The sequence below is a fragment of the Shinella sp. 838 genome (genome assembly GCF_029623935.1).
Classification (GTDB): Bacteria; Pseudomonadota; Alphaproteobacteria; order Rhizobiales; family Rhizobiaceae; genus Shinella.
This window is the reverse complement of record NZ_JARSBQ010000001.1, coordinates 793946-818831: the sequence shown is the minus strand read 5'-3', so window position 1 is coordinate 818831 and position 24886 is coordinate 793946. Positions and strand designations below refer to the sequence as shown.

The following is a 24886-nucleotide window of genomic DNA, read 5'->3' as shown; positions in this document are numbered from 1 at the left end:
CGCATCGATGTAACGGCGGAGAGAATCCCAATCGATCTATGCATGCATGGCGCGAATATCGCTCATATAAGCTCTATGATTACAGAAATCCCCGGGAGAATTGTATGATTATATTCGTCATGTCCATAATATATTACGATTCCATCGAGAGAACGGCGAAGAAATGACAATTCATGATCGGAACGCCAAGGCGGCAAACGACTTCGCTCCGGTGGCGAGATGTTCGCTATCGCCGGCACAGTCGCGAATCTGGCTCTTGTCGGAGACGGGCAACGAGGCCGTCTACGGACGGCAAATTCTTGCCGTTACCTTCCCGCCTGTCGCCCTTGCGACGGCGCACGCAGCCCTCGCCCTCCTGTCGCGCCGGCACCCCCTCGTCACCACGCATTTCGAGGCGCGGGCCGGCGGCGCGGTGCAGCAGGTCCTGACGAACAGCCAGACCGTCGCCGTCGTGGAAGCGGCCAGCGCCGGCAATGCCGAGGACGCGCTGTCCGCGGCCGTCGCGGCGGAACGGAACCGCCCGGTCGATCTGGCGAGCGACAATCCGGCCCGCTTCATCCTCGTCACGGAAAACGGCGAGGCCCACGGCGTGGTGTTTTCGCTGCATGCCGTGCTGGCCGATGCCGCAACGCTCGACCTTCTCGCAAGGGATTTTTTGCGCATCCTCGGCGGGGATGCCCCCGCAGCGGTCAGTGGCAGCGCCGTCGCGGCCTGGATGGCCGGCAACGGCGCGCCGCGCGTTCCCGCGCAGCCGCTGGTCGATTTCTGGTTCCGGCGGCTGACGGCGCAGGACAGCGTCGCCGCGCTCGTCCCGCAGGCCGTCGGGCGCGACCTCGTCGACGAGGTCTGGGCGGAGCACCGGCTGGATGTGCCCGTCTCACCGACACAATCGACCGAGGAGACGGCGCGCGACATGCTCGCGGCGCTCGGCATCGCGCTTCGCCGGCATTCCGGCCACGGCGCGCAGCGCATCGGCCTCGTCACCCGGCCGTCCACGCCGGAAATCGCCGCCCGCAGCGAGGATGTGCTGGTGCTGACGACGGCGCTCATCGGGGCCATGACGCTCGCCGACGCCCGCGCCGCCTTCGAGGTGGAGATCGCCATGGCGGCCGGGCAGTCCGTGCCGTTCGAAGCGCTTGCCGACGCGCTGCTGCGCCGCGACGAAAGTTTCGACACGACCAGCCTCGCCAGGACGATCCTCGACGTGCGCCCGCCCTTCCGCTTTGCCGAATTGGCCGGCGTGCGCACCCTCGCCGAACCGCCGGCCCGCCGCGATGCGGAGCTGGTGGTGACCGTCTCACGCCTTTCCGCCGAGCGGCTGGCCATCGGCTTCGGCTTCGATCCGCAAAAGCTCGACCGCAAACAGGTCGCCCGCTTCGCCGACGATCTGGCGATTGCGCTGGCGCGCCTCGCCAGCCATCCGGACGAGCCGATTAAACATATCCCCTTCGTCTCGCGTGAAGAACTGGACCGGCTCTCCGCACCCTACCCGGATACGCCCGCGGCCGACGACGGTACGCCCATCCACGAGGTCATCGCCGCGCAGGCCCGCCGCCGGCCGCATGCCTTCGCCGTTGCGCAGGGTGAGCGTTCCGTCAACCACGGCGACCTCGAAACCGCCGCCAACCGGCTGGCGCACCGCCTGATCGCGCTCGGCGTCGGCCCGGAAAAGCGCGTCGCCATCGCGCTCGAAAAATCGGTCGACGCCATCGTCGCCATTCTCGCCGTGCTGAAATCGGGCGGCGCGTTCACGCCGGTCGAGCCCGACCATCCCGAGGCGCGCAACCGGCATATCCTCACCGCGCCCGGCCTGTCGCTGGTCATCTCCCGCACGAAGCACATCGCCAACCTGCCGGGCGATATCGCCACGCCGATGCTCAACCTCGACACGGCGGACCTTTCGGGCGAGGCCGAGACCGCGCCCGCCACCGTCATCGCGCCGGACCAGCTCGCCTATGTGATCTACACCTCGGGCTCGACCGGCGTGCCGAAGGGCGTCGCGGTCGAACACGGGCCGCTGGCGCACCATTGCAAGGCGACGCTGCGCATCTACGAGATGAGCGAGGACTCCTGCGAATACCCGGTGCTGCCCTTCACCTCCGACGGCGGCCACGAGCGCTGGATGGTGCCGCTGATGGCCGGCGGCGGCGTGGTTCTCGCGCCCGACAAGCTGGCGACGCCCGAGGACGCCTTCGCCATGATGGTGCGGCACGGCGTCAACAACGCCAGCCTGCCGACCAGCTATGTGCGCGGCCTTGCCGAATATGCCGGCGAGAACGCCGACATTCCCCGGCTGCGGCTCTATTCCTTCGGCGGCGAGGCACTGTCGCAGGCCGTCTTCGACATGATTACGGAAAACCTCAAGGCCAGGCTGCTGATCAACGGCTACGGCCCGACCGAGACGATCATGACGCCGATGATCTGGAAAATCCCGGCCGGCACGCGCTTCGAGGGCGCGGTCGCGCCCATCGGCCGCGGCGTCGGCGACCGGCGCATCTATGTGCTGGATGCCGATCTTGCGCCCGTCCCCGTCGGCGTCATCGGCGAGATCTATATCGGCGGCAGCGGCGTTGCGCGCGGCTATCTCGGCCAGCCCGAGCTGACGGCCGACCGCTTCATCCCCGATCCGTTCTCCGGCGGCGGCCGGCTCTACAAATCCGGCGATCTCGGCCGCTGGCGCGAGGACGGCATCGTCGAATTCGCCGGGCGCGTCGACCACCAGATCAAGCTGCGCGGCTTCCGCATCGAGCCGGGCGAGATCGAGGCCGTGCTGCGCGCCGATCCGCGCGTCGCCGAGGCCGTGGTGCTGCTGCACAACGAGGGCGGGCGCAGCTTCCTCGTCGCCTATGTGGTGCCGCGCGAGGGCGAGGCGCTGAGCGTGACGGACCTGCGCCGCGCCGCTGTCGCCGCCCTGCCCGATTACATGGTGCCGCAGACCATCATGCTGATCGACGCCCTGCCCATGGGCCCGAACAGCAAGCTGGACCGCGCCGCCCTGCCCGCCCCGCGCATCGAGCGGGCGCTGGTTCCGCCGGTGGGCGAGAAGGAGACGGCGATCCTCTCGGTCTGGCAGGATATTCTCGATATCGGCGAGATCGGCGTCACCGAAAACTTCTTCGAGATCGGCGGGCAATCGCTGGCGGCGGTGCGCATCGTCTCGCGCCTGAAGATGCGCCATCCCGAATGGCCGCTGTCGATCGCCGACATGTTCAACCACCCGACCATCCGCGACCTTGCGCTCGCCATCGAGGGCGGCCGCGACGAGGCGGGCGTCGATGTGGTCTATCTCCGGCGCAACGGCGAGAAGCCGGTGCTCTACTGCTTTCCGGGCCTGCTCGTCAGCACCCGCGAATATATGCGGCTGGTGGATTATCTCGGCCCCGACCAGCCGGCGACCGGCTTCATTTGCTACTCGCTGACCGAGACCAAGACGCTGAGCACCCGCGTCGAGGACATCACGGCGCGCTATGCGGAGGCCGTGCGGCGTCAGGCCAAGGGCCGGCCCTGCGCCTTCCTCGGCTGGTCCTGGGGCGGCCTGCTCGCCTACGAGGCCGCGCGCCAGCTCGGCAACGACATCGATCTTAGGATGATCGGCATGGTCGACGTCTGCGACATGGACGAGGAGTTCACCGTCGGCATCCTGCCGCGCTTCGCCGAGGGCGTTCGCGCGCGGACCCATGCGGCCGTGCAGCAATGGCTTGCGACAACGCCGATGCGCGAGGACTGGAAACGCCTCTTCGCCGCCATGGATGCGGAGGTCTACGAGCAGTTCCTGTCGCATATCGTCAAGAACAACGTGACCCTGCCAACGGACGGGCCGGATATCGGCTCGGAGGAGCACACGTTCTGGATCCTCGTCGACAACGCGATGATCTTCCGCAACTACCGCCTCACCCCCACGGATTTCCGCATCCACGCCTTCGCCGCGGAAGATTCCCTCACCCGCGCACTCAACGTCATCGATTGGCGTCGCTATTCACCGAACGCCACCGCATCGGAGATCGTCACCGGCACCAACCACCTGACGATCATCGGCAAGACGCCGTTCCACCAGCGTTTCGCCCGGCGGCTGGACCAGGTTTTTACCTCTTCCCTCCTCTAACTGCCCTCATTCTGGAGTTCCATCATGACATCCCATGTGCTCGACCTCGTCGGGGCCGGTATCGGACCGTTCAACCTCAGCCTCGCCGCCCAGCTCGATTCGATCCCGGAGCTTTCGGTGCGCTTCTTCGAGCGCCGCGCCGCCTTCGCCTGGCATCCCGGCATGATGCTGCCCGGCGCGGAAATGCAGACCTCCATCCTGAAGGACCTGGTGACCGCCACCAACCCGACCAGCCCCTGGAGTTTCCTGGCCTATCTCGTGGCGCACAAGCGCTTCTACCAGTTCATCAACGCCGAGTATGAAGCCGTGCCGCGCAAGGAATTCGCCGATTATCTCGGCTGGGTGGCGCGCGGCCTCCCCTCGCTGCGCTTCGGCACCAGCCTGCGCGACGTGCACCTTGCCGGCGACCGCTTCGCCATCGCCACCGACAACGAGGCCGTGCATGCGAAAAACCTCGCTGTCGGCGTCGGCAAGCTGCCGTCGCGGCCGGTCTGGGCCGAGGCACTGTCGAAATCCACGACCTTTCACAGCAGCGAGGCCGTCGCGCGGCTCGGCGAGGTGAAGGCCGGGCGGGTCGCCGTCATCGGCGGCGGGCAGAGCGGGGCGGAGATCGTCGATGCGCTGCTGGAGCGCGACGGCATTTCGGCCGTGCACTGGATCAGCCGCCGGCCGAATTTCGAGCCGCTCGACGCCACGCCCTTCACCAACGAACTGTTCACGCCGAGCTACATGGAGCGCTTCCATGGCCTTCCGGAAGAGTTGCGGCTGATCCACACGCGCCGGCAGGTGCTCGCCAGCGACGGCGTTTCCGCCTCGACCCTAAAAAAACTCTATCGCCGGCTCTATGAGCGGCAGTTCGAGGCGGGCGAAGGCGTCGATCACGGCGTTTCGCTGCGTCCCTTCCGCGACGTCATCGCCGCCGAGCAGGAAGGCTCCGAAATCACGCTGACCATGCGCAACGGTTTTGACGAGAGCATCGAGACGGTCACCGTCGACAAGGTGGTGTTCGCCACCGGCTACCGCTTCGTGCTGCCCGAATTCCTGCAATCGCTGGAAAGCCGCATCGCCTTCAACTCGCTCGGCGAGCCGGTGCTGGAAAGCGATTTTTCGCTCGCTTGGGACGGCCCGCGCGAAAACCGCATCTTCGTGCTCAATGCCGGACGCCACAGCCACGGCATCGCCGAACCGCAGCTCAGCCTCGCCGCCTGGCGCAGCGCCGTCATCGCCAATGCCCTGGTCGGGCGGGACCATTTCGATCTGGTACAGGTCGATCCCGTCGTGCAGTGGGAGAGCGAAGGCGGCTCGGCGCGGCTCCCCGCGCATCTGGGCCAGGCTGCGGAATAGGTGCTCGCACCATCATTGGAAGACGCACGCGCGCAGATCGAGCTTTACAGCCTGCATCTGCGCGCGGGGCATTCCGTTCCCGACACGACGCTGAGCCCGGCCGAACGGCAGCGCGCAGCCACTTTCCGTTCGCGTGAAGCTGCCCGCTCGTTCGTCGCGGGCCGCCTGCTTTGCCGTAGCGTTCTCTCCCGGGCCACCGGCTGCGCACCGCGGTCCGTCGCCATCGCGCTCTCGCCCGAGGGGCGGCCCTATCTGCCCGATCACCCCGATATCGATTTCAATCTCTCCCGCACGGCGGACATCGTTGCACTTGCGGTAAGCCGCAACGGTCGCGTGGGCCTCGATATCGAGCAGCCGGGAAGGCTGGACGAAGCGGAGATCCGCCATCTTGCGCCACTGGTACTTTCGCATGAAGAGGCCGATTGGCTCCGGCAGTTTTCCACGTCGCAACGCCCCGCGGTATTTTTGGCTCTCTGGGCCGGCAAGGAGGCGGTCCTCAAATGTCACGGGCGCGGTCTTCTGGTTGATCCGCGGCCTATCGCGACCGGCATGCCGCGCACAATTCAAGGTATACAGTCCCATACCCACAACCTTCGCGACGGCAGCCAGATCCATCGCGGTCTGGAGCCCCGGTTCATATGGGCCGTCACCATCGAAAATCCGGTGGCGGTCCCAGCCTGGCAACATCAAGATGATATCGCCTGTCTCATAAGAACACATGAATAAAAATTCAAAATCAATTAATTAACTCCCCAAAAAGAGAGTTTCCACAATTCAGCCGATATCTTGACTACAAGAATCATGTTTTATAACCTCCAGAAAAAATGAGGGGACGTTGAAATACAGCCTTGAGTTTCAAAGAGAGCCCGACATGATCGCGATCAGCAGCCCCCAGTCGACTTGCAATGAACAACTCCAATCAGCTCTTCAGGCCTATCCCAAGCTCCTCTCCGTCGCCCGCCGAATCACCGGCTGCGTCACGCTCGCGGAGGACGTCGTGCAGGACGTCCTGCTGCAACTCGTCTCCAAGCCGCTCAGCCAGGACATAGCGGTGCCAACCTCCTATGTGATGCGCATGGTGCGCAATCTCGCGACCGACCATATGCGGCGGCTGCGTTATGAAAGAGGCCTGTTTCTCGAGGAAGAGATCGGCGACAACACGTCCGCCTATGGCAGCCCCGAAGAACGGCTGCGCGAAACCGAGGCCTACCAGGCCTTCCGCTGCGCGGTCGAGGCCATGCCGACGCGCACGCGCAAGTTCTATGAAGACTACTATTTCGAGGATGTCCCGCAGAAGACGATCGCCCGGGAGGCCGGCGTTTCCTGCGCGCTGGTCTGCGGCCTGCTGCGGGAGGCGCATACAAGATGCCTCGCCGCCCTGTCGCTCGAAACGGACCAGCGCCCCGCCGCCAGGCGTTCCTATCGGCAGGCCCGCACGCCGCATGGCCCGGAGATGCGCGCCTGACAGGCAAAATCCGCCGTCCCGGCAATCCCGAGGCGGCGGACACTCTCACGGAGACGGCTGACCGCGATGGCGGCATCATGCGATTCGCCGCCCGGCAAGCGCCGCAGCCCATCGCTTCGGCTTGATCACAGGGCGGAAAGCAAGCCTCGCCCCGTCGAAATCGGCTCCTGCACACGTCTTCGCAACAACGGGATAAAAAAGATGACTAAACAAGTCATGTATTCTTGACGCCAGCGACGCCTGCTATATAGGGTACGCCATCTTTGTCGAAGCTGACCGGATGGGACGTCACATGAAGCATAATTCAAATAGTAATATCAATTACTTGAAGAGACACAAGCTTCATGCTTGGCGCGCTGCCACAGCGTTGGCGACCGTGCTGGCCCTGACTGGAAACGCCACCGCGCAAGAGGCAACCGTCAGCCAGGACGCTGGCGGCGCGACGGAGCTCAGCGCGATTGTCATCGACGGCGCCACCAAGATTCCGACCGCGCTGATCGAGACGCCGCGAACCGTTTCGCTCATCAGCCGCGACGAGCTCGACAAACGCGGCGTGCAGGACATCATCGAAGCCGTGCGCTACTCTGCCGGTGTCTCGACGGGCGGCTACGGTTTCGATCCGCGTTTCGACCAGATCGTTCTTCGCGGCAATGACATCACGACCACGGGCGATTACCGCGACGGCCTCCGGCAGCCCTATCTCAGCTACGGCATGCTCCGCAACGAGCCCTATGCCCTCGAGCAGGTCGAAGTCATCAAGGGTCCCATCTCCGTACTCTACGGTGCAGGCTCTCCGGGCGGCATCGTAAACAAGACCTCGAAAATGCCGACGGAAGAGACGATCCGCGAGGTCGGCATCCTCTACGGCACCGAGGATCGCGTTCAGGCGATGTTTGATTTCGGAGGCCCGCTGAGCGAGGAAGACAACAGCGTGCTCTACCGCATCATCGGCCTGGCAAGACGGGGCGACACCAATTTCGACATCGCCGACGACCGTTACCTCTTCCAGCCGGCCGTCACCTGGAAGCCGGACGAGGCGACCTCCCTTACCGTCTACGGCGCGGTACAGGCGGACGAGACCGACGTGGATGTCGGTGCGCTCATCGGTCCCGACGGCAAGATCCACGAGCTGCGCGGCAGCGATCCGGACTACGATTATCAGAAAGTCCGCCAGCAGCAGGTCGGCTACCAGTTCGAGCATCATTTCGACAACGGCCTCACCTTCCGCCAGAAGCTGCGCTACTCCCATCTGAAGCTCTGGGGACGTTATCTCGGCGTCACCGACTGGACGGGCACGGTCGCCCATCGCACGCCCTATTCGCTGGGCGACGATCTCGACGTCTTCCAGGTCGACAACCAGCTGGAATACAAGTTCGACACCGGTCCGGCGACGCACACCGCCATGCTCGGCCTCGACTACAGCAATGTGAAATCGTCCTTCGGTTTCGGCTCCGGCCCAAGCGACCCGGACTACGATTTCGACCTCGCAAACCCGACCCGCGGCGTCTCCGGGCCGACGCCGGCCTATACCAGCCTCAGCGACAGCTCGATGCGGCAGCTGGGGGTCTATGTCCTCGACCAGATCGAGCTCGACAGATGGCGCTTCACGCTGGGTGGCCGGCAGACCTGGGTCCAGCAGGACAAGGATTCGACGGATGTCGCTTCAGGGACGAAGACGTCCCAGAGCCTCAACAAGAACGGCTTTTCCGTTCAGCTCGGCGCCGTCTATCTCTTCGACAACGGCCTAGCGCCCTTCGCCAACTACGCGACCTCCTTCGACCCCGTGACCGAGAAGTCGAGAAGCGGCAGCATCCTGCAACCGACCGAGGGCGAGCAGTACGAGCTGGGCCTGAAGTATCAGCCGCCGGGCACGGATATCCTTCTTTCGGCAGCGCTCTACCACCTCGTCGAGAAGAACAAGCCCGTTGCCGTCGACCCGCTGAACGGTATCTACGAATCGCTGGGTGAGGTCACCAACAAGGGCCTCGAGCTGGAAGCACGGGCCAATGTCGCCGAAGGCTTCGACGTGATCGCCGCCTACACCTACAACCATGCCGAGGTCACCGCCGGCGAGAATGTCGGCAATACACCGGCCGTGATGCCGCGCCACAGCGCCAGCCTGTGGGCGAACTACACCTTCCAGGAGGACACGTTCGCAAACGGCCTGACCGTCGGCGCCGGTCTTCGCTTCACGGGCGAGAACTATGCCGAAATCGAAAACACCAGCAAGAACAAGCCTGCGGTCTATGTCGATGCGTCCCTCACCTACGATTTCAGCGCCATCGACAAGGAATTCAATGGCCTGACGGGCAATGTCGCCGTCCGCAACATCGCCGACCGGCGCGAGACGGTCTGCAACAGCGGCTATTGCTATCTCGGCCAAGGCCGCAACATCACCGCGTCCTTGAAGTATCGCTGGTAAGTCAGAACGAGCCGCCGGCCCCCGCTCTGCCGGGTTCAGCGGGTTTCGACCGAATGATCGTGACGGGTATGGCGGTTGCGCCATACCCGAACGTGCGGCCGCCGTGCCACGTATTTTCGCTTCGCTGCCACCCTTTCCCACTGAATAGCCTGAAGAGACCAGCAGCCGCCATCTGGCGGCGACAACAAGCGCGCTCAGCTGTCTCGTCCCTGCCCCAAGCGCATCCAAGGCCATCCAGCCTGTTCCAATTTCCAAAATCCGGAAGAGGTTTTTGGAGCCCAACACAGGCATCCCATGCCGGCACGGCACATCCGGAAAGGAGGGTATCGGACGGTCCGAAATGGCCCTTCCTCCACGCCAGGGTTGCAACCGGATTGCGGAACACCCCAAACAAGGCTAGAGCCGGCGGAAGACATCCAGACATCTGAGCGCTTCCGGAGACCACGCCTTTGTCAAAGCCGAAAATCCTTCTCGCCTGCGACTTCACCGACCGTTTCAAACATCTCCTGTCCGAACGCTATACCCTTGTCGGGCCGTTGAGCAGCTCCTCGCCGGAGGCCTTGCCGCCCGAGGCCGGAGAGGTGCGCGCCCTCGTCACCAAGGGCGGCCTTGCCACCAGCCGGGGCATGATCGACGCCTTGCCAGCGCTCGGCGTGGTCGCGTTCTTCGGGACGGGCTACGAAGGTATCGACCTTGCGGCCGCCGGCGAGCGCAAGCTGGTCGTCACCAACAGTCCGGGCGCGAACGCCTCCAGCGTCGCCGATTTCGCCATGGGCCTCGTTCTGGCCTCGACACGCAACATTCTTGGCGCCGACCGGTTCGTGCGTGCCGGACAATGGCGCGGCAACAGCCTGGTGAGCCTGCCGGCAGTGCCGGGCCTCACGGGCACGAAACTCGGCATCTTCGGCTTCGGCGCCATCGGCAGGAAAGTCGCCTTGCGGGCAGCCGGTTTCGAAATGGAGATCGGCTATCACAACCGGTCACGCAAGCCCGATATCGGCCATGCCTATTTCGAGAGCCTGACGGCGCTCGCGGAATGGTCGGATATCCTCGTCGTCGCTGCCCGCGCCGACGCATCGACCTACCACATCGTCGACGGCGCGATCCTCAACGCCCTCGGCCGCAACGGGCATGTCGTCAATGTCGCCCGCGGCTCCCTCGTCGACAGGGAGGCGCTCGCCGCCGCGCTGGAAGAAGGCAGGATCGCCGGGGCGGCGCTCGATGTCGTCGAGAACGAGCCTGACATTCCCGCCCGCTTGCTCGCCGCCCCCAACCTCATCCTCTCGCCGCACATCGCCTTTGCGAGCCACTCGGCGCGCGATGCGCAGGAAGATATGGTTCTGGCCAATCTGGACGGCTTTTTCCGGGGCGACCTGGCGGCGCTCAACACGATCCCACAGGCACGGCAGGACTGAAACGACCGCCCGGCAGGCGGAAATACTTACCGGACAGACTGAAACAGCGCCGTTCACGAGACGGCGCTGTTTGTTTTTGGCATCGCAATCCGCTTCAGAGCAGCCTTGCAGCCGTCTCAAAATTTCCCGACCGCTTGACAAAAAACGATACAGATGTACCGTATAAAAGTACAGGCGCTCTGGGAGGAGCAAGCCCAATCTGGATCGAATGCTACGCCGCGCAACCGCGCCGGCGAGGAGGATTTCTGCATGTCCATCACTGTCCGCGGAATCGAATTTCAGGATAACCTCGACAACCCGATGGGGATCGAGTTCTACAATCTCTCTCACCGCTTCGGTTACCAGTGCCCGAACTGGCCCTATTTCCGGGACGTCCGTATCGAGCGCATGCACTACATGGCCAAGTCCGGCGTGCTGTCGCAGACAATCACCACCACCATGCACGTAACGACCCATATCGATGCGCCGGCACATGTGGTGCAGGGCACACCCTTCATCGATGAAGTGCCACTGCCGCACTTCTTCGGCTCGGGCATCGTTGTCTCTATCCCGAAGAAAAAGTGGGAGCCGATCACCTATGACGATCTCGAACAGGCCTGTGGTCACGCTATCCGCAAGGGCGATGTGCTGATCATCAACACGGGCTGGCACAAGCAATACGAGGACGGCGACTACTTCGCCTATTGCCCCGGCTTCGTGCCGTCGGCAGCCGACTGGATGATCGAGAAGGGCGTCAAGGTCGTCGGTCACGATACCCAGGCGAACGACCATCCGCTGGCCACCGCCATCGGCCCGCAGCGCAACGGCCCGCTGCTGCCGCATCTCGCCGAGGAATACAAGGCGTGGTCCGGCGGCCGCGACTGGAAGGACGACTTCCCCGAATGGGAACCGGTGCACCAGAAGATCTTCAAGGCAGGCATTCTTGGCATCGAGAATGTCGGCGGCGATCTCGACGCCGTCACCGGCAAGCGCTGCACCTTCGCGTTCTTCCCGATCAACTGGGACCGCGGCGACGGCTGCATCATCCGCCTCGTCGCGATGATCGACAAGGACCAGGGCTACCGCATCGAAAAGGGCGCAGCTTTCTGACCCTTTCCGGCATCCACGCGACATATCAAGCCCGACATGCCGGGGCGCCGAGCCTCGGCATGGCCGGACCGTAAGCCAGGGGCCGCAATGGCATTTGGAGTAGACAGCATGCTCACGAAGCGTTTCAGCGCAGCGAAATCCTACGAGGCGCCCAACCATCGCGGCGTGGTGGGTTTGCGCCTGCAGGGATTCGAGGAAGGCGGGCCGGCCAACCAGTGGGTCGGGCTATCGCAGTTCCTTCCCGGCGGCGGCGCGGGCCCGGATTCCACCCCGTTCGAAAAGGTCTATGTCGTGCTCGAAGGCGAGATGACGGTAACAGTCGACGGCAGCGAGACGGTGCTCGGCCGATACGACAGTTGCACGATCCCTCCGGGGGAAGTGCGGGAGCTCGAAAACCGCTCCAACCACGTCTGCAAGATGCTGGTCGTCATCCCCTACGCATCGGGAATTCAGCCATGAGCCATGAAAGCTTCCTGAAAAATCCGGCTTCCCTGTTCGATATCCGGGGAAAGGTGGCGATCGTCACGGGTGCATCCGGCGCTTTTGGCGCACTCGCGGCGAAAATACTGGCAGGGGCCGGCGCCAGGCTGGCGCTGGTTGCCGGCAATGCCGCGGCACTCGCCGATACCGCCTCCGCCTGCCAGGAACTGGGGGCCGACGTCCTTGCCCTGAACCGCCGCCCGAGCGACGAGACCGCCTGCGATGCGATCGTTGCCGACACCGTCGCCCGCTTAGGGCGCATCGACATCCTGGTCATCGCCTCCGGCAAGAACGACGTCGCCAAGATCGGCGACATGACGCCGGAACGTTTCGCCGATGTCATGGACGCCAATGTCATGCAGAGCTGGCTGATGGCGCGAGCTGCCGGCAGGCAGATGCTGCAACAAGGCGAAGGCGGCAAGATCGTGCTGATGTCATCGGCCCGGGGCCTGCTCGGCCATCCCGCCGGCTACACGGCCTACTGTGCCTCCAAATCGGCCGTCGACGGCATCACCAAGGCGCTCGGCTGCGAATGGGGGCCGACCGGAATCACCGTCAACGCCATCGCCCCCACCGTCTTCCGCTCGCCCCTCACCGCCTGGATGTTCGAGGATACGGAAAAGGCGCAGGAGGTACGAAGGGGCTTCCTCGCCCGTGTTCCAAAGGGCCGGCTCGGGGAGCCGGAGGATCTTGCAGGTCCCCTCCTCTTCCTCGCCTCGCGGGCTTCCGATTTCTACACCGGGCATATCCTCTATGCCGACGGCGGCTATACGGCAGGATGACCATGGCAAGAGAACGTATCGCGGTTATTGGTGCCGGCCTGATGGGTCACGGCATTGCCCAGGTCTTTGCGGTGGCCGGCCACGACGTCGCCGTTCATGATGCACAGGCAGGCGCCCTCGACGGCCTGAGAAGCCGGATCGCCGCCAATCTCGACAATCTCGACCTGCCGCGCGGACCGGAGGAGCGCGTCACCGGCTTTGCCGATGTCGCCGAATGCGTCGCCGATGCCGCGATCGTGATCGAAGCCGCGCCCGAAAAGCTGGCGCTCAAGCAGGCGATCTTTGCCGACCTCGTCAGATATGCGCCGCGTCACGCGATCCTCGCCTCGAACACCTCGGTCATCCCGATAACCGATATCGCCGGAGACCTCGACACGGCGGACCGTATCCTCGGAACCCATTGGTGGAACCCGCCCTTCCTCGTGCCGCTGGTCGAGGTGGTGGGCACGGCGAGAACGGCCCCGCAGAACATCGAGGCGATGATCGCCCTGCTGACGAGCGTCGGCAAAACGCCCGTGCATGTGCGCAAGGATGTCGCCGGGTTTGTCGGCAACCGCCTGCAGCATGCGCTCTGGCGCGAGGCGATCGCAATCGTCGCCGAGGGCATCGCCGATGCCCGCACGGTCGATACGGTGGTCAAGGCAAGTTTCGGCCGTCGGCTCGCCGTGCTGGGACCGATCGAGAACGCCGACCTCGTCGGCACGGACCTTACACTCGATATCCACACTGTCGTGCTTCAGCACCTGAACCCCGCCGCCGAACCGTCTCCCTATCTTCGCGCGCTCGTCGAGGACGGTCGTCTGGGTATGAAATCCGGGGAGGGATTTCGAACCTGGACGGATGAGGAGGCCGACACCCTCAGGAAGGACGTCTACCGCTACCTGAAGAATTTCCGGCTGCCGTGACGCCCCGAGGCGATGCGACGCCAGCGCATTCGAATTGAGCCAATCTGGGAGGAGAACCATGCGCTCGATGAATGGAATTAGCCGCAGAACATTGATGAAATCCGGCGTGATGCTGCTCGCGACACCGGCCGTGCTGCGCTTTACCCGCGCCTATGCCGACGAACCGGTCCTGAAAATCGGCCATGTCAGTCCGCGTACCGGGTCACTTGCGGGCTTCGCCGAGGCTGACGACTACATTCTCGACGGCATCGCCAAAAGCCTGGCCAATGGCATTGAGAACAACGGCAGGGCCTGGAAGATCGAGATCGTTTCCAAGGACAGCCAGTCCAACCCGAACCGCGCTGCAGAAGTGGCGGCCGATCTGATCCTCAAGGACGAGGTCGACATCATCGTGGCTGCATCCACGCCGGATACGGTCAATCCGGTCTCCGATCAGGCGGAAGCCAACGGCACGCCCTGCATTACGACCGATTGCCCCTGGCAGCCCTACTTCTTCGGCCGCAACGGCAATCCCGAAGACGGCTTCGAGAGCACCTACCACTTCTTCTGGGGTCTGGAGGACGTCGTCGGCGCGTTTCTGGCGCTCTGGGACAATCCGAACGTCGCGAGGAACGTCGGCGGCCTGTTTCCGAACGATGCCGACGGCAATGCCTGGGGCGACCCGGAGCGCGGCTTTCCCAAGCCCCTGGCCGCGGCTGGCTACGAACTCGCCGATCCCGGCCGCTACCAGCCCACGAACGACGACTTCAGCGCTCAGATCTCCGCCTTCAAGGCCGCAGGCGCCGAGATCATCGCCGGAAACATGATCCCCCCGGATTTCGCCACGTTCTGGAGCCAGGCAGGCCAGCAGGGTCTGAAGCCGAAGATCGTCACCATCGGCAAGGCGCTTCTGTTTCCCTCGGTCATCCGGTCGCTGGGCGAGCGCGGCTTCGGGCTATCCTCGGAAATCTGGTGGTCACCCAATCATCCCTTCTCCTCGAGCCTGACCGGCGAAAGCGCCAGAGCGCTCGCCGAAGGCTATGTGACGGCGACCTCGCGGCCCTGGACCCAGCCGATCGGCTTCAAGCACGCGCTGTTCGAAGTCGTGGCCGACGTGGCCAAGCGCGCAGCCGATCTCGAGGACAGCGCCGCGATCATCGAGGCGATCAAGGCCACCAAGATGCGGACGATCGTCGGGCCTGTCGATTGGTCGAAGGGCCCGGTGAAGAACGTCACCAAGACGCCGCTGGTCGCTGGCCAATGGCAGAAATCCTCCACCGGCGAACCTGAACTCGTTGTTACCACCAACAAGACGGCGCCGGAAATCCCGGTCGGCGGCGAGCTCCAGTTGCTTGCATGATCGATCCGTCCCGTCCGCAAGGGCGGGACGCCCCTCCTCGGACCGGAGCGAACCATGGCAATTCTGGTACTGGATACCGTCAGCAAGCGTTTTGGACATCTGCAGGTCACCGACAGGGTGTCACTGTCGCTCGCCCCCGGCGAAGCGCTCGGCATCATCGGCCCCAACGGTGCCGGCAAGACGACGATCTTCAATCTGATCGCCGGGACGATCCTGCCGAATTCCGGAAAGATCATTTTCGACGGAAGGGATGTCTCGCGATTGCCGGCGCGGATGCGCTGCCATATGGGCGTCGGCCGCTCTTTCCAGATCCCCCATCCCTTCATCGGCATAACGACCTATGAGAATGTGCTGATCGGCGCAGCCTTCGGCCGCCAGCGCTCCGAGCGCGACAGCGAGCAAAAGGCGATCGAGATTCTCGAACTGACAGCGCTCAAGCACAAAGCCAACGTGCTTGCAGGTCAGCTCACGCTTCTTGAACGCAAGCGGCTGGAGATGGCACGCGCGCTCGCCAGCGACCCCAAGCTTCTCCTGCTCGATGAGATCGCGGGCGGGCTGACGGAACCCGAATGCCGAGAACTGGTCGCTGCCATCAGAGAGGTGCGGAGCGCGGGCGTCTCGATCATCTGGATCGAGCATGTTGTGCATGCCCTCATGGCTGTGGTCGATCGCATCGCGGTCATCGATTTCGGCAAGAAGATCGCCGAGGGCGAGCCGCAGGCGGTGATGTCGAGCAAGGCGGTGCAGGAAATCTATATGGGCGTGGAGGAGGAACATGGCTGAACCGCTCCTCAAGATCCGCGGATTGAAGGCGGGTTATGGCGATTTCCAGGCGTTGTTCGGCCTCGACGTGGATGTTTTCGAGGGAGAAGTCCTGGCGCTGATCGGCGCGAACGGAGCGGGAAAATCGACGCTGATCCGCACGATAACGGGTCTGACGCCCACCGCCCGCAACATGATCACCTTCAAGGGCGAACCGATCGGCGGCATGCGGCCGGACCGCATTGCCGCGCGAGGAATCGCGCTGGTGCCCGAGGGTCGCCGGTTGTTCCGCTCGCTTTCGGTCGAGGAGAACCTGGTGATCGGCGGCGAACGCGGCAAGGCAGGCCCCTGGAATCTTGAGGCCGTCTACAGCCTGTTTCCCGCCCTCAAGGAAAAGCGCAGGAATGCGGGCACGGCCCTGTCGGGCGGCCAGCAACAGATGGTGGCGATCGGCCGCGCACTGATGGCAAATCCGGAATTGATCCTGTTCGACGAGATTTCCCTCGGGCTGGCGCCCATCGTCATCAAGGACATCTACGCCGCCTTTCCCGCCATAACCGACACCGGCGTTTCCGTCCTGCTGGTCGAGCAGGACGTGAGCCGGGCGCTCTCCTTCGCCAGCCGCTTCATCTGCATGCAAAAAGGCAAGGTCTCGCTGACGGGCGAGCCGACATCATTCACCCGTGCGCAAATCACTGCTGCCTACTTCGGAACCTGACGATGGACTGGATCAACGCCCTTCTCCAAGGTGTCATGCTCGGCGGGCTTTATGCGCTGTTTGCAGCCGGGCTGTCGCTCATCTTCGGCGTCATGCGCCTCGTCAACATCGCCCATGGCGACCTGATCGTGCTTGCGGCCTATCTCGCGATGGTCGTGGTCGACCTCACCGGGTTTCATCCCCTGCTCTCCGCCATTCTCGTCGTGCCGCTCATGGCGGCGATTGGGTACGGCCTGCAACGCTTCCTGTTGAACCCGACCATCGGCAAGGATCTTCTGTCGCCCCTCCTGGTCACCTTCGGCATTTCGGTCATCCTCCAGAACGGCCTGCTTTCGGGTTTTACCGCCGATAGCCGCCGTCTTGCGGCCGGGTCCATCGAGACCGCGAGCCTCGAACTCCTGCCGGGCCTCAGCATCGGCGTGCTGCCGCTCCTGATGTTCTGCGTGTCGGTGGCGATCATCTTCGGGCTGGAATGGGTCTTCTTTCGCACCTCGCTCGGCCGTGCCTTCCGCGCCACCTCCGACGACGCCGAGATGGCCCAGGTCATGGTGCTCGATCGGGGCCACCTCTTTGGAATGGCCATGGCGCTGTCTGCAGCCGTTGTGGCAATTGCCGGCATCTTTCTCGCAATCCGCACGAATTTCGATCCGGCTTCCGGTCCGGCACGGCTGATCTTCGGGTTCGAAGCGGTCATCATCGGCGGGCTCGGCAATCTCTGGGGCACGCTGGCTGGCGGCATCGTGCTCGGCGTCGCGCAGGCGATCGGCGCGCAAATCTCGCCCGGCTGGCAGATCCTCGCCGGGCATCTGGTCTTTTTCGCGGTTCTTGCGATCCGCCCGCGTGGTCTCTTTCCGAGGATGGATTGATGGAACAGCAGTTTGAAATCCGGCGATCCACGCCCGCAAGCCGCTTTGGCATGGTGCTGTTCGTCATTACCATCGCGGTGCTCGCCCTGGCACCCTGGTGGGCCGGCCGCGCCAATATGCGCCTGCTTGGCGAAATCTATTCCTTCATGGCGCTGGCTTGCCTGTGGAACCTTCTGGCCGGCTATACGGGACTTGTCTCCGTGGGCCAGCAGGCCTGGGTCGGTTTTGGTGGCTATGCGCTGTTTGCGCTGGCGATGTTCCTCGGCGTGCATCCGCTTCTCGCCATCGTGACCGCAGGCGTTGCCGCCGCAATCCTCGCGCTGCCGATCGCGCCGCTGCTGTTCCGGCTCAACGGCGCCTATTTCGCAATCGGCACCTGGGTTCTGGCAGAGGTCTTCCGCCTCTCCTTCGCGCAGGTCTCCACGCTCGGCGGGGGCTCGGGCTCGAGCCTGCCGACATCGGTGATCACCCAGATGACGAAGAACCGCGACCTGCGTGAAATGATGATCTACTGGACCGGGCTTGCGCTTGCCGTCGGCACGCTGCTTTTCGTCGTCCTGCTGCTCCGCTCGAAGATCGGCCTTGCGCTGACGGCGCTGCGGGACAGCGAGGTCGCCTCCGACAGCCTTGGCATCAGCGGCCAGCGCACCAAGCTCGGGGTCTACGTCACCGTCTCCGGCATCACCGCCATGATCGGCGCCTTCATCTTCCTCCAGAAGCTGCGCATCTCTCCGGATGCAGCCTTCAGCGTCAACGACTGGACGGCCTATGTCATCTTCATCGCCGTCATTGGCGGAATCGGCACGATCGAAGGGCCCATCATCGGCACGATCCTGTTCTTCCTGCTGCGGGAGACGCTCGCCGATCTCGGCACCGCCTACCTCATGATCCTCGGCGCCGTAGCCATCGTCATCATGCTCAAGGCGCCGAAGGGGATCTGGGGAATCTTCGCCGAAAAAACGGGCTTGAGCCTTGCACCGATCCGCCGTCACGTCGTCTTCCACGGCAAGTGACGGCCAGACTTTGAAAGGAACCACACATGAGCGACCTGTCGAAGAAAGTCATCATCACCTGCGCGGTAACCGGCGGCATCCATACGCCGACCATGTCGGACGCACTCCCCTTCACCCCCGACGACATTGCCCGGCAATCGATCGAGGCGGCAGAGGCAGGCGCATCGATCCTGCACCTGCACGCGCGCGATCCGCAGGACGGGCGGCCGACGCCCGACCCCGACGTCTTCCTGCAATTCCTGCCGCGCATCAAGCAGGCAACCGACGCCGTCATCAACATCACAACAGGTGGCGGCCTCAACATGACAGTCGAGCAACGGCTTGCAGCGCCCCTCATCGCCAAGCCCGAAATGTGCTCATTGAACATGGGGTCGATGAATTTTGGGATCTACCCGCTCGCGGACCGCTACTCGAGCTGGAAATATGCATGGGAGGAGCCGTACCTGCGCGGTACGGACGATTTCATTTTCCGCAACACGTTTCGGGATATCGAGCGCATCCTGAAAATTCTCGGTGAGGAGCACGGCACGAAGTTCGAACACGAATGCTACGATGTCGGTCATCTCTACAATCTGGCCCATTTCGTCGACCGGGGGCTCGTGAAAGGGCCGTTCTTCGTTCAGATGATTTTCGGCATCCTGGGCGGTATCGGTCCCGACCTGGAGAACCTCATGTTCATGAAGCGGACCGCCGACAAGCTTTTCGGCGATCAATATCGCTGGTCGGTTCTGGCGGCCGGGCGATTCCAGATGCCGTTTGCAACGCAGTCGGCAATGCTTGGCGGCTCGGTTCGCGTGGGCCTGGAAGACTCCCTCTACATCGGGCGCGGCAAGCTCGCGAAATCCAATGCGGAGCAGGTTGGCAAGATCAAGACAATCCTGCAAGAACTTGGTCACGAGGTCGCGACCCCGGCCGAGGCACGCCAGATCCTGGGCCTCAAAGGCGGCGATCAGGTAGGGTTCTGACCAGGGCGCAGGCCAAGACAGACGAGGTTTGATACATGACGGATGCAGTGAAGGGCAATGACGACAGCCGGTCAGGGATCCAGGTCATCGCACGGGCGGCGGCGATCCTCAGGAGCCTGAAGAATGAGAATGACGGCCTCAGTCTCGGTCAGATCGCCGAGCGCGTGGATTTGCCGCGATCCACCGTCCAGCGCATCGTCGGCGCGCTTCAGGCGGAACGCTTCGTTATCGCGGCAAGTCCGGACCGGGGCATTCGCCTCGGTCCGGAAATAGGCGCATTGGCAGAGTCGGCACGCATCGATGTCCTCGAAATGTTGAGGCCGTATCTGGTCGACCTGGCGCGGCGGACAAAGGAAACGGTCGATCTGGCCATATTCAGATCGAAGCGGCTTGTGTTCGTGGACCAGATTTCCGGCACGCACCGGCTGCGCACGGTCTCGTTCGTCGGGGAGAGCTTCCCGCTCTGCAACACCGCCAACGGCAAGGCATGCCTTGCCAAGCTCAGCGACAAGCAGGTTCTCGCCCGCCTGGCAGACGAGAAACCTTCCATCGCGGAAGATCCCGCATCGCTCCAGGCCTATCTCGCCGAGATCGAAACGGTCCGGTCTACCGGGGTCGCATTTGACCGGGATCAGCACACGGTCGGCATTTCCGCAGTCGGCGCAGCCTTCTACGACCTGCAGGGGGATCTTTACGCGATGTCCGTGCCGACGCCGAGTTCAAGATTCCAAACCCATGAAAAGCTGCTTGTCGACGAACTCGCCCGCACGCTGGCCCAGATCGTCGCGCTGGAGATTTTCCAGGCAAAATAACCGCCGGACGGAAGTGGGAAAGCAACGACCTGCCTTGGCAGGCGCGGGAAGAGTTTCCGCACGCACCGGCTCCATCACACCGGTATCGGCCCATATGTCTTCACGTTCTCCATGGACACGCAGGTGCGAAAGCTCCGTACATTTCCGCCCTCGAAAAAGAGTGCCCGCGTGAGCTCGTTGTATTCGGCCATGTCCCGAACGTTGACGATCAGGACGAAGTCGATTTCTCCGGTCACATAGTAGCATTGCTGGACTTGCGGGCACCTGTTGAACCGATCCTTCATCCCGTCCAGGAGGTCCAGCCTCTCGTTGTCGGCTGCCACGTGGACGATGATCGTGAGCGGTCGCCCGATGGCGGCCTCGTCCAGCACCGATATGTCGCTGCGTATAACCCTGGCATCCCGGAGATGCTGCAGCCGCCTGGCGACGGCGGGAGGTGAAAGACCGATCCTTTCCGCAATCACACGCTGCGGTGTCTGGTTGTTCTGCTGGACCAGCTGCAGGATTTTGAGGTCGAACGCATCAAGGCCGGTTGCGAGAGTTCGAGCCACGAAAGCCTCCATTGATGAAATTTTCATGCAACGATAGTGGAAAAATAGAGCGCAAACAAAGCGTGTGTCGCACTATTCTCTCGGCACCACCGAACCGAGGCCGCCATGATCCACCTTCACGCTCCGCAATATGCGTCCCTGAGTGCCGCCGACAAGGCGCTTCTCGGCGGCGGGGCTCCCGATCTCGTGCGCCCGTATCTCGCCCTTTGGCGGGACGAAAGCGCGACACCTCTGGTATCGCTGCCCGAGATCGCCGCTGCCACCGGGATTGGGCACGTCTTCCTGAAGGACGAAGGCCAGCGTCTCGGCCTCGGCAGTTTCAAGGCGCTTGGCGGCGCCTACGCCGTCATGACGCTGTTCAAGCGGATGCTAGAAGCGCATCTCGACGGCGAGGTCTCCATAGCCCGGCTCGTTTCCCCGGCAGCGCGCGCGCTTGCCGCCGGCGTGACGTTCTGCTGCGCCACCGACGGAAACCACGGCAAGTCGGTGGCGGCCGGCGCACGCATCCTCGGGTGCAAGTCCGTCGTTTTCGTCCATGAAGGCGTGACAGCCGCCAGGGCCGAGGCGATCGGAGCCGACGAGGTGGTGCGCGTCGACGGCAACTACGACATGTCCGTCGATGAAGCGGAGCGGATCGCCAGGGAGCGCGGCTGGCAGCTGGTATCCGATACGTCCTGGGAAGGCTACGAGGAGATACCGTCCCTGGTGGCGCAAGGCTATACGGTCCTTGCGAACGAAGCTCTTGCTCAGATCGCCGCGCTGAAGCGCAATCCTCCCACGCATGTCTTCCTGCAGGCCGGCGTCGGCGGCTTCGCCAGCAGCATCTCGGTTCACCTGAACGAGGCGCTCGGGCAGGATGCGGTTCGATCGATCATCGTCGAGCCCGACCGGGCGGCGTGCCTCTACGCCTCAGCAGAAGCGGGCCGCCTCACCTCGTTCACGCCAACCGAGCCGACCATCATGGCGATGCTCGAATGCTACACGCCGTCCCTTGTGGCCTGGCGGATCCTGGCCGCGACCGCGAGTGCCTTCGTCACCGTGACCGAGGACGAAGCCGAAAACGCGATGCACCGGCTGGCATTCCGCGAACACCCGGTGATCGCAGGCGAAAGCGGCGCCGCCGGATTGGCCGGCCTTCTCGCCGTGGCAAACGATCCGCAGGCCCGGCAGGCGCTGGGTTTGAACGAAGACAGCAGGGTCCTGCTCATCAACACCGAAGGCGCAACCGATCCGGCTTCCTACGAAAACATCGTCGGATCGAGGCCCGAGGACGTGCTGCGCAATGCGGCGAAGGCCACAAGCTGACGGCGGCAAAGCGACGGCGCTGCACCGAGCTGGCCCGTCATAGATTTTGCGGCGAAACGGGTACCCGTTCACCCGGTTCATCCTGCATCCCCTCGCCCAATCTGGACTTCGCTGGACGAAGGGGAATGGTGGCCCGGAGGGACTCGAACCCCCAACCAAGCGGTTATGAGCCGTTAATCATGGCATAACATCGCGTCGCATACCACTTGCTTTAATCACATAAAAGACAGTTATATCAATATATCACCAAAATACCTCCTCTCATTGCATCTCATTGGGCAGCATGGTATCACGCGCCAAATGCTGCCCACACGCTGCCCAAGGGGATGCACTATGGAAAAACGGACCTACTCGACGGACCGCGAAATTAAGGCACTCAAGCCCGCCGCCGAAAAAGGTAAGAGCTATGATGTTAAGGATGCCAAGGCCCAAAACCTGTTCGTCCGCGTCCGTCCAGCCGACAGCGCCGGCCAGTTTCGCCGTACCTTTGTACTGATGACGCGCCTGCCCGGCGCGAAGAACACCACCCGCTTTTCATTGGGTGACTACGGCGACATAACGCTTGAGGAAGCCCGCGACCGTGCCGCCGAATGGCGCAAGAAAATCCGCGACGGCATCAATCCTCGCGAGGAAGCAGAAGAGGAAGCCCGCCGAAAGGAGGAAATGAGGAGCCACGCCGCCGCCGAAGCAGCGACCAAGGACAAGCTGCGCTTTGGCGTCGTCATTGAGGAATACCTGTCCCGCCATGTGAAAGGCCAGCGCCGAGGCGGTCCCGCCGAACGTGAAATCCGCAATGAACTTATTCCTGTATGGAAAGACAAGCTCATTACTGAAATCGCCCGCCGTGACGTGGTGACGTTAATCGACACCATCACGGACCGGGGCGCGAAGTACCAAGCTCACAATGTTTTGGGTCATGCTCGAACCTTCTTCAATTGGGCAATCGACCGGAGCAAGTACGGACTTGAGACCTCTCCCTGTGATCGTTTACGCCCTGCCCGCGTCATCGGCGCGAAGAAGCCTCGGCAGCGCGTTCTCAACGACGCCGAGCTTGTGGCCCTATGGGAAGCAGCCGACGATATGGAGCGCCCCAAGCTGACCGCCGAAGGGAAGGACGCAACAGTGCCTGCCGGCTATCCCTACGGCTCCATCTTTAAGTTGTTGGTCGCCACCGGGCAGCGCAAGAGCGAAGTGGCCGAAGCCAGGTGGCGCGAATTCCACCCCGAACTTGTCCGCCTGCTGCGGAATCGTAAGACCGGCAGCCCGCCGATTGATTGGGACAAGGTCGAAAATACGTGGAAAATGTGGATCATCCCCTCGGAGCGATTCAAGTCCGACGCAACACATACAGTGCCACTATCAAATGAGGCCTTGGCGATCCTCGCGGCGTTGCCGCACTTTGTGGGTGGCGATCATCTGTTTTCAACTACGGGCGGTAAGCTACCTGTGGGGAATTTCGGCAACGCGAAGACCCGCCTTGACGGACACATGCTCGCTATCCTGCGAAAGAAAGCGGAAGAAAGTGGCGACGATCCAGCTACGGCCGACCTCCCCCCGTTCGTCCTGCACGACATACGGCGCACGGTGCGGACGCGGCTTTCGGCTCTACGTGTGCCGGAAGAGACAGCGGAAATGGTCATCGGCCACGCGAAGCAAGGACTTGCCCGCACCTACAACCAAAACACCTTTGACGACGAGAAGCGCGAGGCGCTGAATCTATGGGCCGCACGTCTGCGGAGCATTGTTTCGCCACCGCCGACCAACGTCGTCGATATAAGGACGGTTCAGAATGCTTAAATCGGCGCTCGACGTAAAAACGGTTCTCGACGTTGAACTTGAACAAAATAGCGGTCTCAATAGCGAAGCAGAGAAGAAGCTGCTAGAGCTTGCCGGCGTCGGGCCCACAGATGTGAGTGCTGCCAGGAAATTACGGGATCGCTATCGAGAAGCACGAACGATAGCCCATCCTAAAGCAATTCTTCGGCCAAGCCAGAACGACCACAACCATCCACTTGACCGTGTAAACAAGGCCGCGAAGGAATTACTTTCTGCGCTGGAAGCTCTTGAAGAAGCTCACCCACATGCAAACGCCGCTCTTTGGCTCAATGAGTTGTGGGCATCGCCGCTATTTCGGCCTTGCTTTGAATTGCCGGACACGATTGACACAAAAGAAATGCTATCTATGACGGAAACTCGCGACGATGCGCGGTACGGCGCTAGGGTACTCTTGCACCGTCTAATGACTTCGGCAGAAGCAGGGAAAATCCAAAAGAACAACCGTAGTCGCGAGGTTCCGGCAAAGATTATCGAGTGCGCGTTTGACTTCTACGTCCGCGCAGCAAAGCGCAAGCCTGCAAAAAGCGCGGCCGGACCTTTCGTTGAGTTCGCCCGAGAGTTCTATTTCAGTGTTACGGGTGAACGCGACGGGCCCGACATAGGCAAGGCCGCCGAGCGCATCGTCAAGAAGCGTCATAGCACGGTTGAGTACTATTGGCCGAATGACAACGCAAACGACTGAAAACGGTTCCTAACCTGAGGTTAGAGAGGGGAA

Annotated in this window: 21 protein-coding genes; 20 read left to right on the top strand and 1 reads right to left on the bottom strand. The window is 63.0% G+C overall.

Annotation, left to right across the window (positions count from 1 at the left end):
* Nucleotides 1-163 precede the first annotated feature (163 nt).
* From P9A16_RS03930 to P9A16_RS03850, 17 genes are all read left to right on the top strand, one after another.
* A complete protein-coding gene (locus P9A16_RS03930; protein WP_278025552.1) occupies nt 164-4102 on the top strand; it encodes an amino acid adenylation domain-containing protein in 3939 nt (1312 codons plus the stop codon).
* Between the two features lie 24 nt (nt 4103-4126).
* Nucleotides 4127-5446: a lysine N(6)-hydroxylase/L-ornithine N(5)-oxygenase family protein gene (locus tag P9A16_RS03925; RefSeq protein ID WP_023515512.1), complete on the top strand. Its 1320-nt coding sequence runs from the start codon at nt 4127-4129 to the stop codon at nt 5444-5446.
* Nucleotides 5447-5461: 15 nt separating this feature from the next.
* Nucleotides 5462-6172, top strand: coding sequence for a 4'-phosphopantetheinyl transferase family protein (locus P9A16_RS03920; protein ID WP_051758605.1), 711 nt, complete (start codon nt 5462-5464; stop codon nt 6170-6172).
* Nucleotides 6173-6317: 145 nt separating this feature from the next.
* A complete protein-coding gene (locus tag P9A16_RS03915) occupies nt 6318-6911 on the top strand; it encodes a sigma-70 family RNA polymerase sigma factor (protein WP_197032884.1) in 594 nt (197 codons plus the stop codon).
* A gap of 292 nt (nt 6912-7203) precedes the next feature.
* Nucleotides 7204-9333 (top strand): TonB-dependent siderophore receptor, encoded by a 2130-nt coding sequence (locus P9A16_RS03910; RefSeq protein ID WP_443021621.1) that lies wholly within the window; start codon nt 7204-7206, stop codon nt 9331-9333.
* Between the two features lie 449 nt (nt 9334-9782).
* Nucleotides 9783-10748, top strand: a complete 966-nt coding sequence (locus tag P9A16_RS03905) for a 2-hydroxyacid dehydrogenase (protein ID WP_278025550.1) — start codon at nt 9783-9785, stop codon at nt 10746-10748.
* A gap of 249 nt (nt 10749-10997) precedes the next feature.
* Nucleotides 10998-11837: a cyclase family protein gene (locus P9A16_RS03900; RefSeq protein ID WP_024270242.1), complete on the top strand. Its 840-nt coding sequence runs from the start codon at nt 10998-11000 to the stop codon at nt 11835-11837.
* Between the two features lie 108 nt (nt 11838-11945).
* The gene (locus P9A16_RS03895) at nt 11946-12296 is read left to right on the top strand and encodes a cupin domain-containing protein (protein WP_023512880.1); all 351 of its coding nucleotides are present in this window, start codon (nt 11946-11948) and stop codon (nt 12294-12296) included.
* Nucleotides 12293-13099, top strand: coding sequence for an SDR family NAD(P)-dependent oxidoreductase (locus P9A16_RS03890; protein WP_023512881.1), 807 nt, complete (start codon nt 12293-12295; stop codon nt 13097-13099). Before P9A16_RS03895 ends, P9A16_RS03890 begins: the two co-directional genes overlap by 4 nt.
* 2 nt (nt 13100-13101) lie before the next feature.
* On the top strand, nt 13102-14004 hold the full coding sequence (locus P9A16_RS03885) for a 3-hydroxyacyl-CoA dehydrogenase family protein (protein ID WP_023512882.1): 903 nt from the start codon (nt 13102-13104) through the stop codon (nt 14002-14004).
* A 58-nt stretch (nt 14005-14062) separates the two neighbouring features.
* Complete coding sequence (locus P9A16_RS03880) at nt 14063-15343, top strand: ABC transporter substrate-binding protein (RefSeq protein ID WP_278025549.1); 1281 nt, start codon at nt 14063-14065, stop codon at nt 15341-15343.
* 54 nt (nt 15344-15397) lie between these two features.
* A complete protein-coding gene (locus tag P9A16_RS03875) occupies nt 15398-16126 on the top strand; it encodes an ABC transporter ATP-binding protein (protein WP_278025548.1) in 729 nt (242 codons plus the stop codon).
* On the top strand, nt 16119-16823 hold the full coding sequence (locus P9A16_RS03870; protein ID WP_023517527.1) for an ABC transporter ATP-binding protein: 705 nt from the start codon (nt 16119-16121) through the stop codon (nt 16821-16823). The genes P9A16_RS03875 and P9A16_RS03870 overlap by 8 nt, the downstream gene beginning before the upstream one ends.
* 2 nt (nt 16824-16825) lie before the next feature.
* Nucleotides 16826-17689, top strand: coding sequence for a branched-chain amino acid ABC transporter permease (locus tag P9A16_RS03865; protein ID WP_278025547.1), 864 nt, complete (start codon nt 16826-16828; stop codon nt 17687-17689).
* Complete coding sequence (locus P9A16_RS03860; RefSeq protein ID WP_023517303.1) at nt 17689-18702, top strand: branched-chain amino acid ABC transporter permease; 1014 nt, start codon at nt 17689-17691, stop codon at nt 18700-18702. Before P9A16_RS03865 ends, P9A16_RS03860 begins: the two co-directional genes overlap by 1 nt.
* Nucleotides 18703-18728: 26 nt before the next feature.
* Entirely contained in the window at nt 18729-19667 is a 939-nt protein-coding gene (locus P9A16_RS03855) for a 3-keto-5-aminohexanoate cleavage protein (protein WP_024270239.1), read from the top strand.
* Nucleotides 19668-19702: 35 nt separating this feature from the next.
* On the top strand, nt 19703-20479 hold the full coding sequence (locus P9A16_RS03850; RefSeq protein ID WP_023513089.1) for an IclR family transcriptional regulator: 777 nt from the start codon (nt 19703-19705) through the stop codon (nt 20477-20479).
* Nucleotides 20480-20553: 74 nt separating this feature from the next.
* Here the strand turns inward: P9A16_RS03850 and P9A16_RS03845 are convergent, their stop codons facing one another.
* Nucleotides 20554-21030 (bottom strand): Lrp/AsnC family transcriptional regulator, encoded by a 477-nt coding sequence (locus P9A16_RS03845; protein ID WP_024270238.1) that lies wholly within the window; start codon nt 21028-21030, stop codon nt 20554-20556.
* A gap of 105 nt (nt 21031-21135) precedes the next feature.
* Here P9A16_RS03845 and P9A16_RS03840 point away from each other — a divergent pair, with 105 nt between their 5' ends.
* The 3 genes from P9A16_RS03840 to P9A16_RS03830 all read left to right on the top strand — a co-directional run bounded on the left by P9A16_RS03840 (nt 21136) and on the right by P9A16_RS03830 (nt 24853).
* A complete protein-coding gene (locus tag P9A16_RS03840; RefSeq protein WP_278025546.1) occupies nt 21136-22335 on the top strand; it encodes a diaminopropionate ammonia-lyase in 1200 nt (399 codons plus the stop codon).
* Between the two features lie 333 nt (nt 22336-22668).
* Nucleotides 22669-24132, top strand: a complete 1464-nt coding sequence (locus tag P9A16_RS03835; protein WP_278025545.1) for a tyrosine-type recombinase/integrase — start codon at nt 22669-22671, stop codon at nt 24130-24132.
* Nucleotides 24125-24853, top strand: coding sequence for a hypothetical protein (locus tag P9A16_RS03830; protein WP_278025544.1), 729 nt, complete (start codon nt 24125-24127; stop codon nt 24851-24853). The genes P9A16_RS03835 and P9A16_RS03830 overlap by 8 nt, the downstream gene beginning before the upstream one ends.
* Nucleotides 24854-24886: the final 33 nt, after the last annotated feature.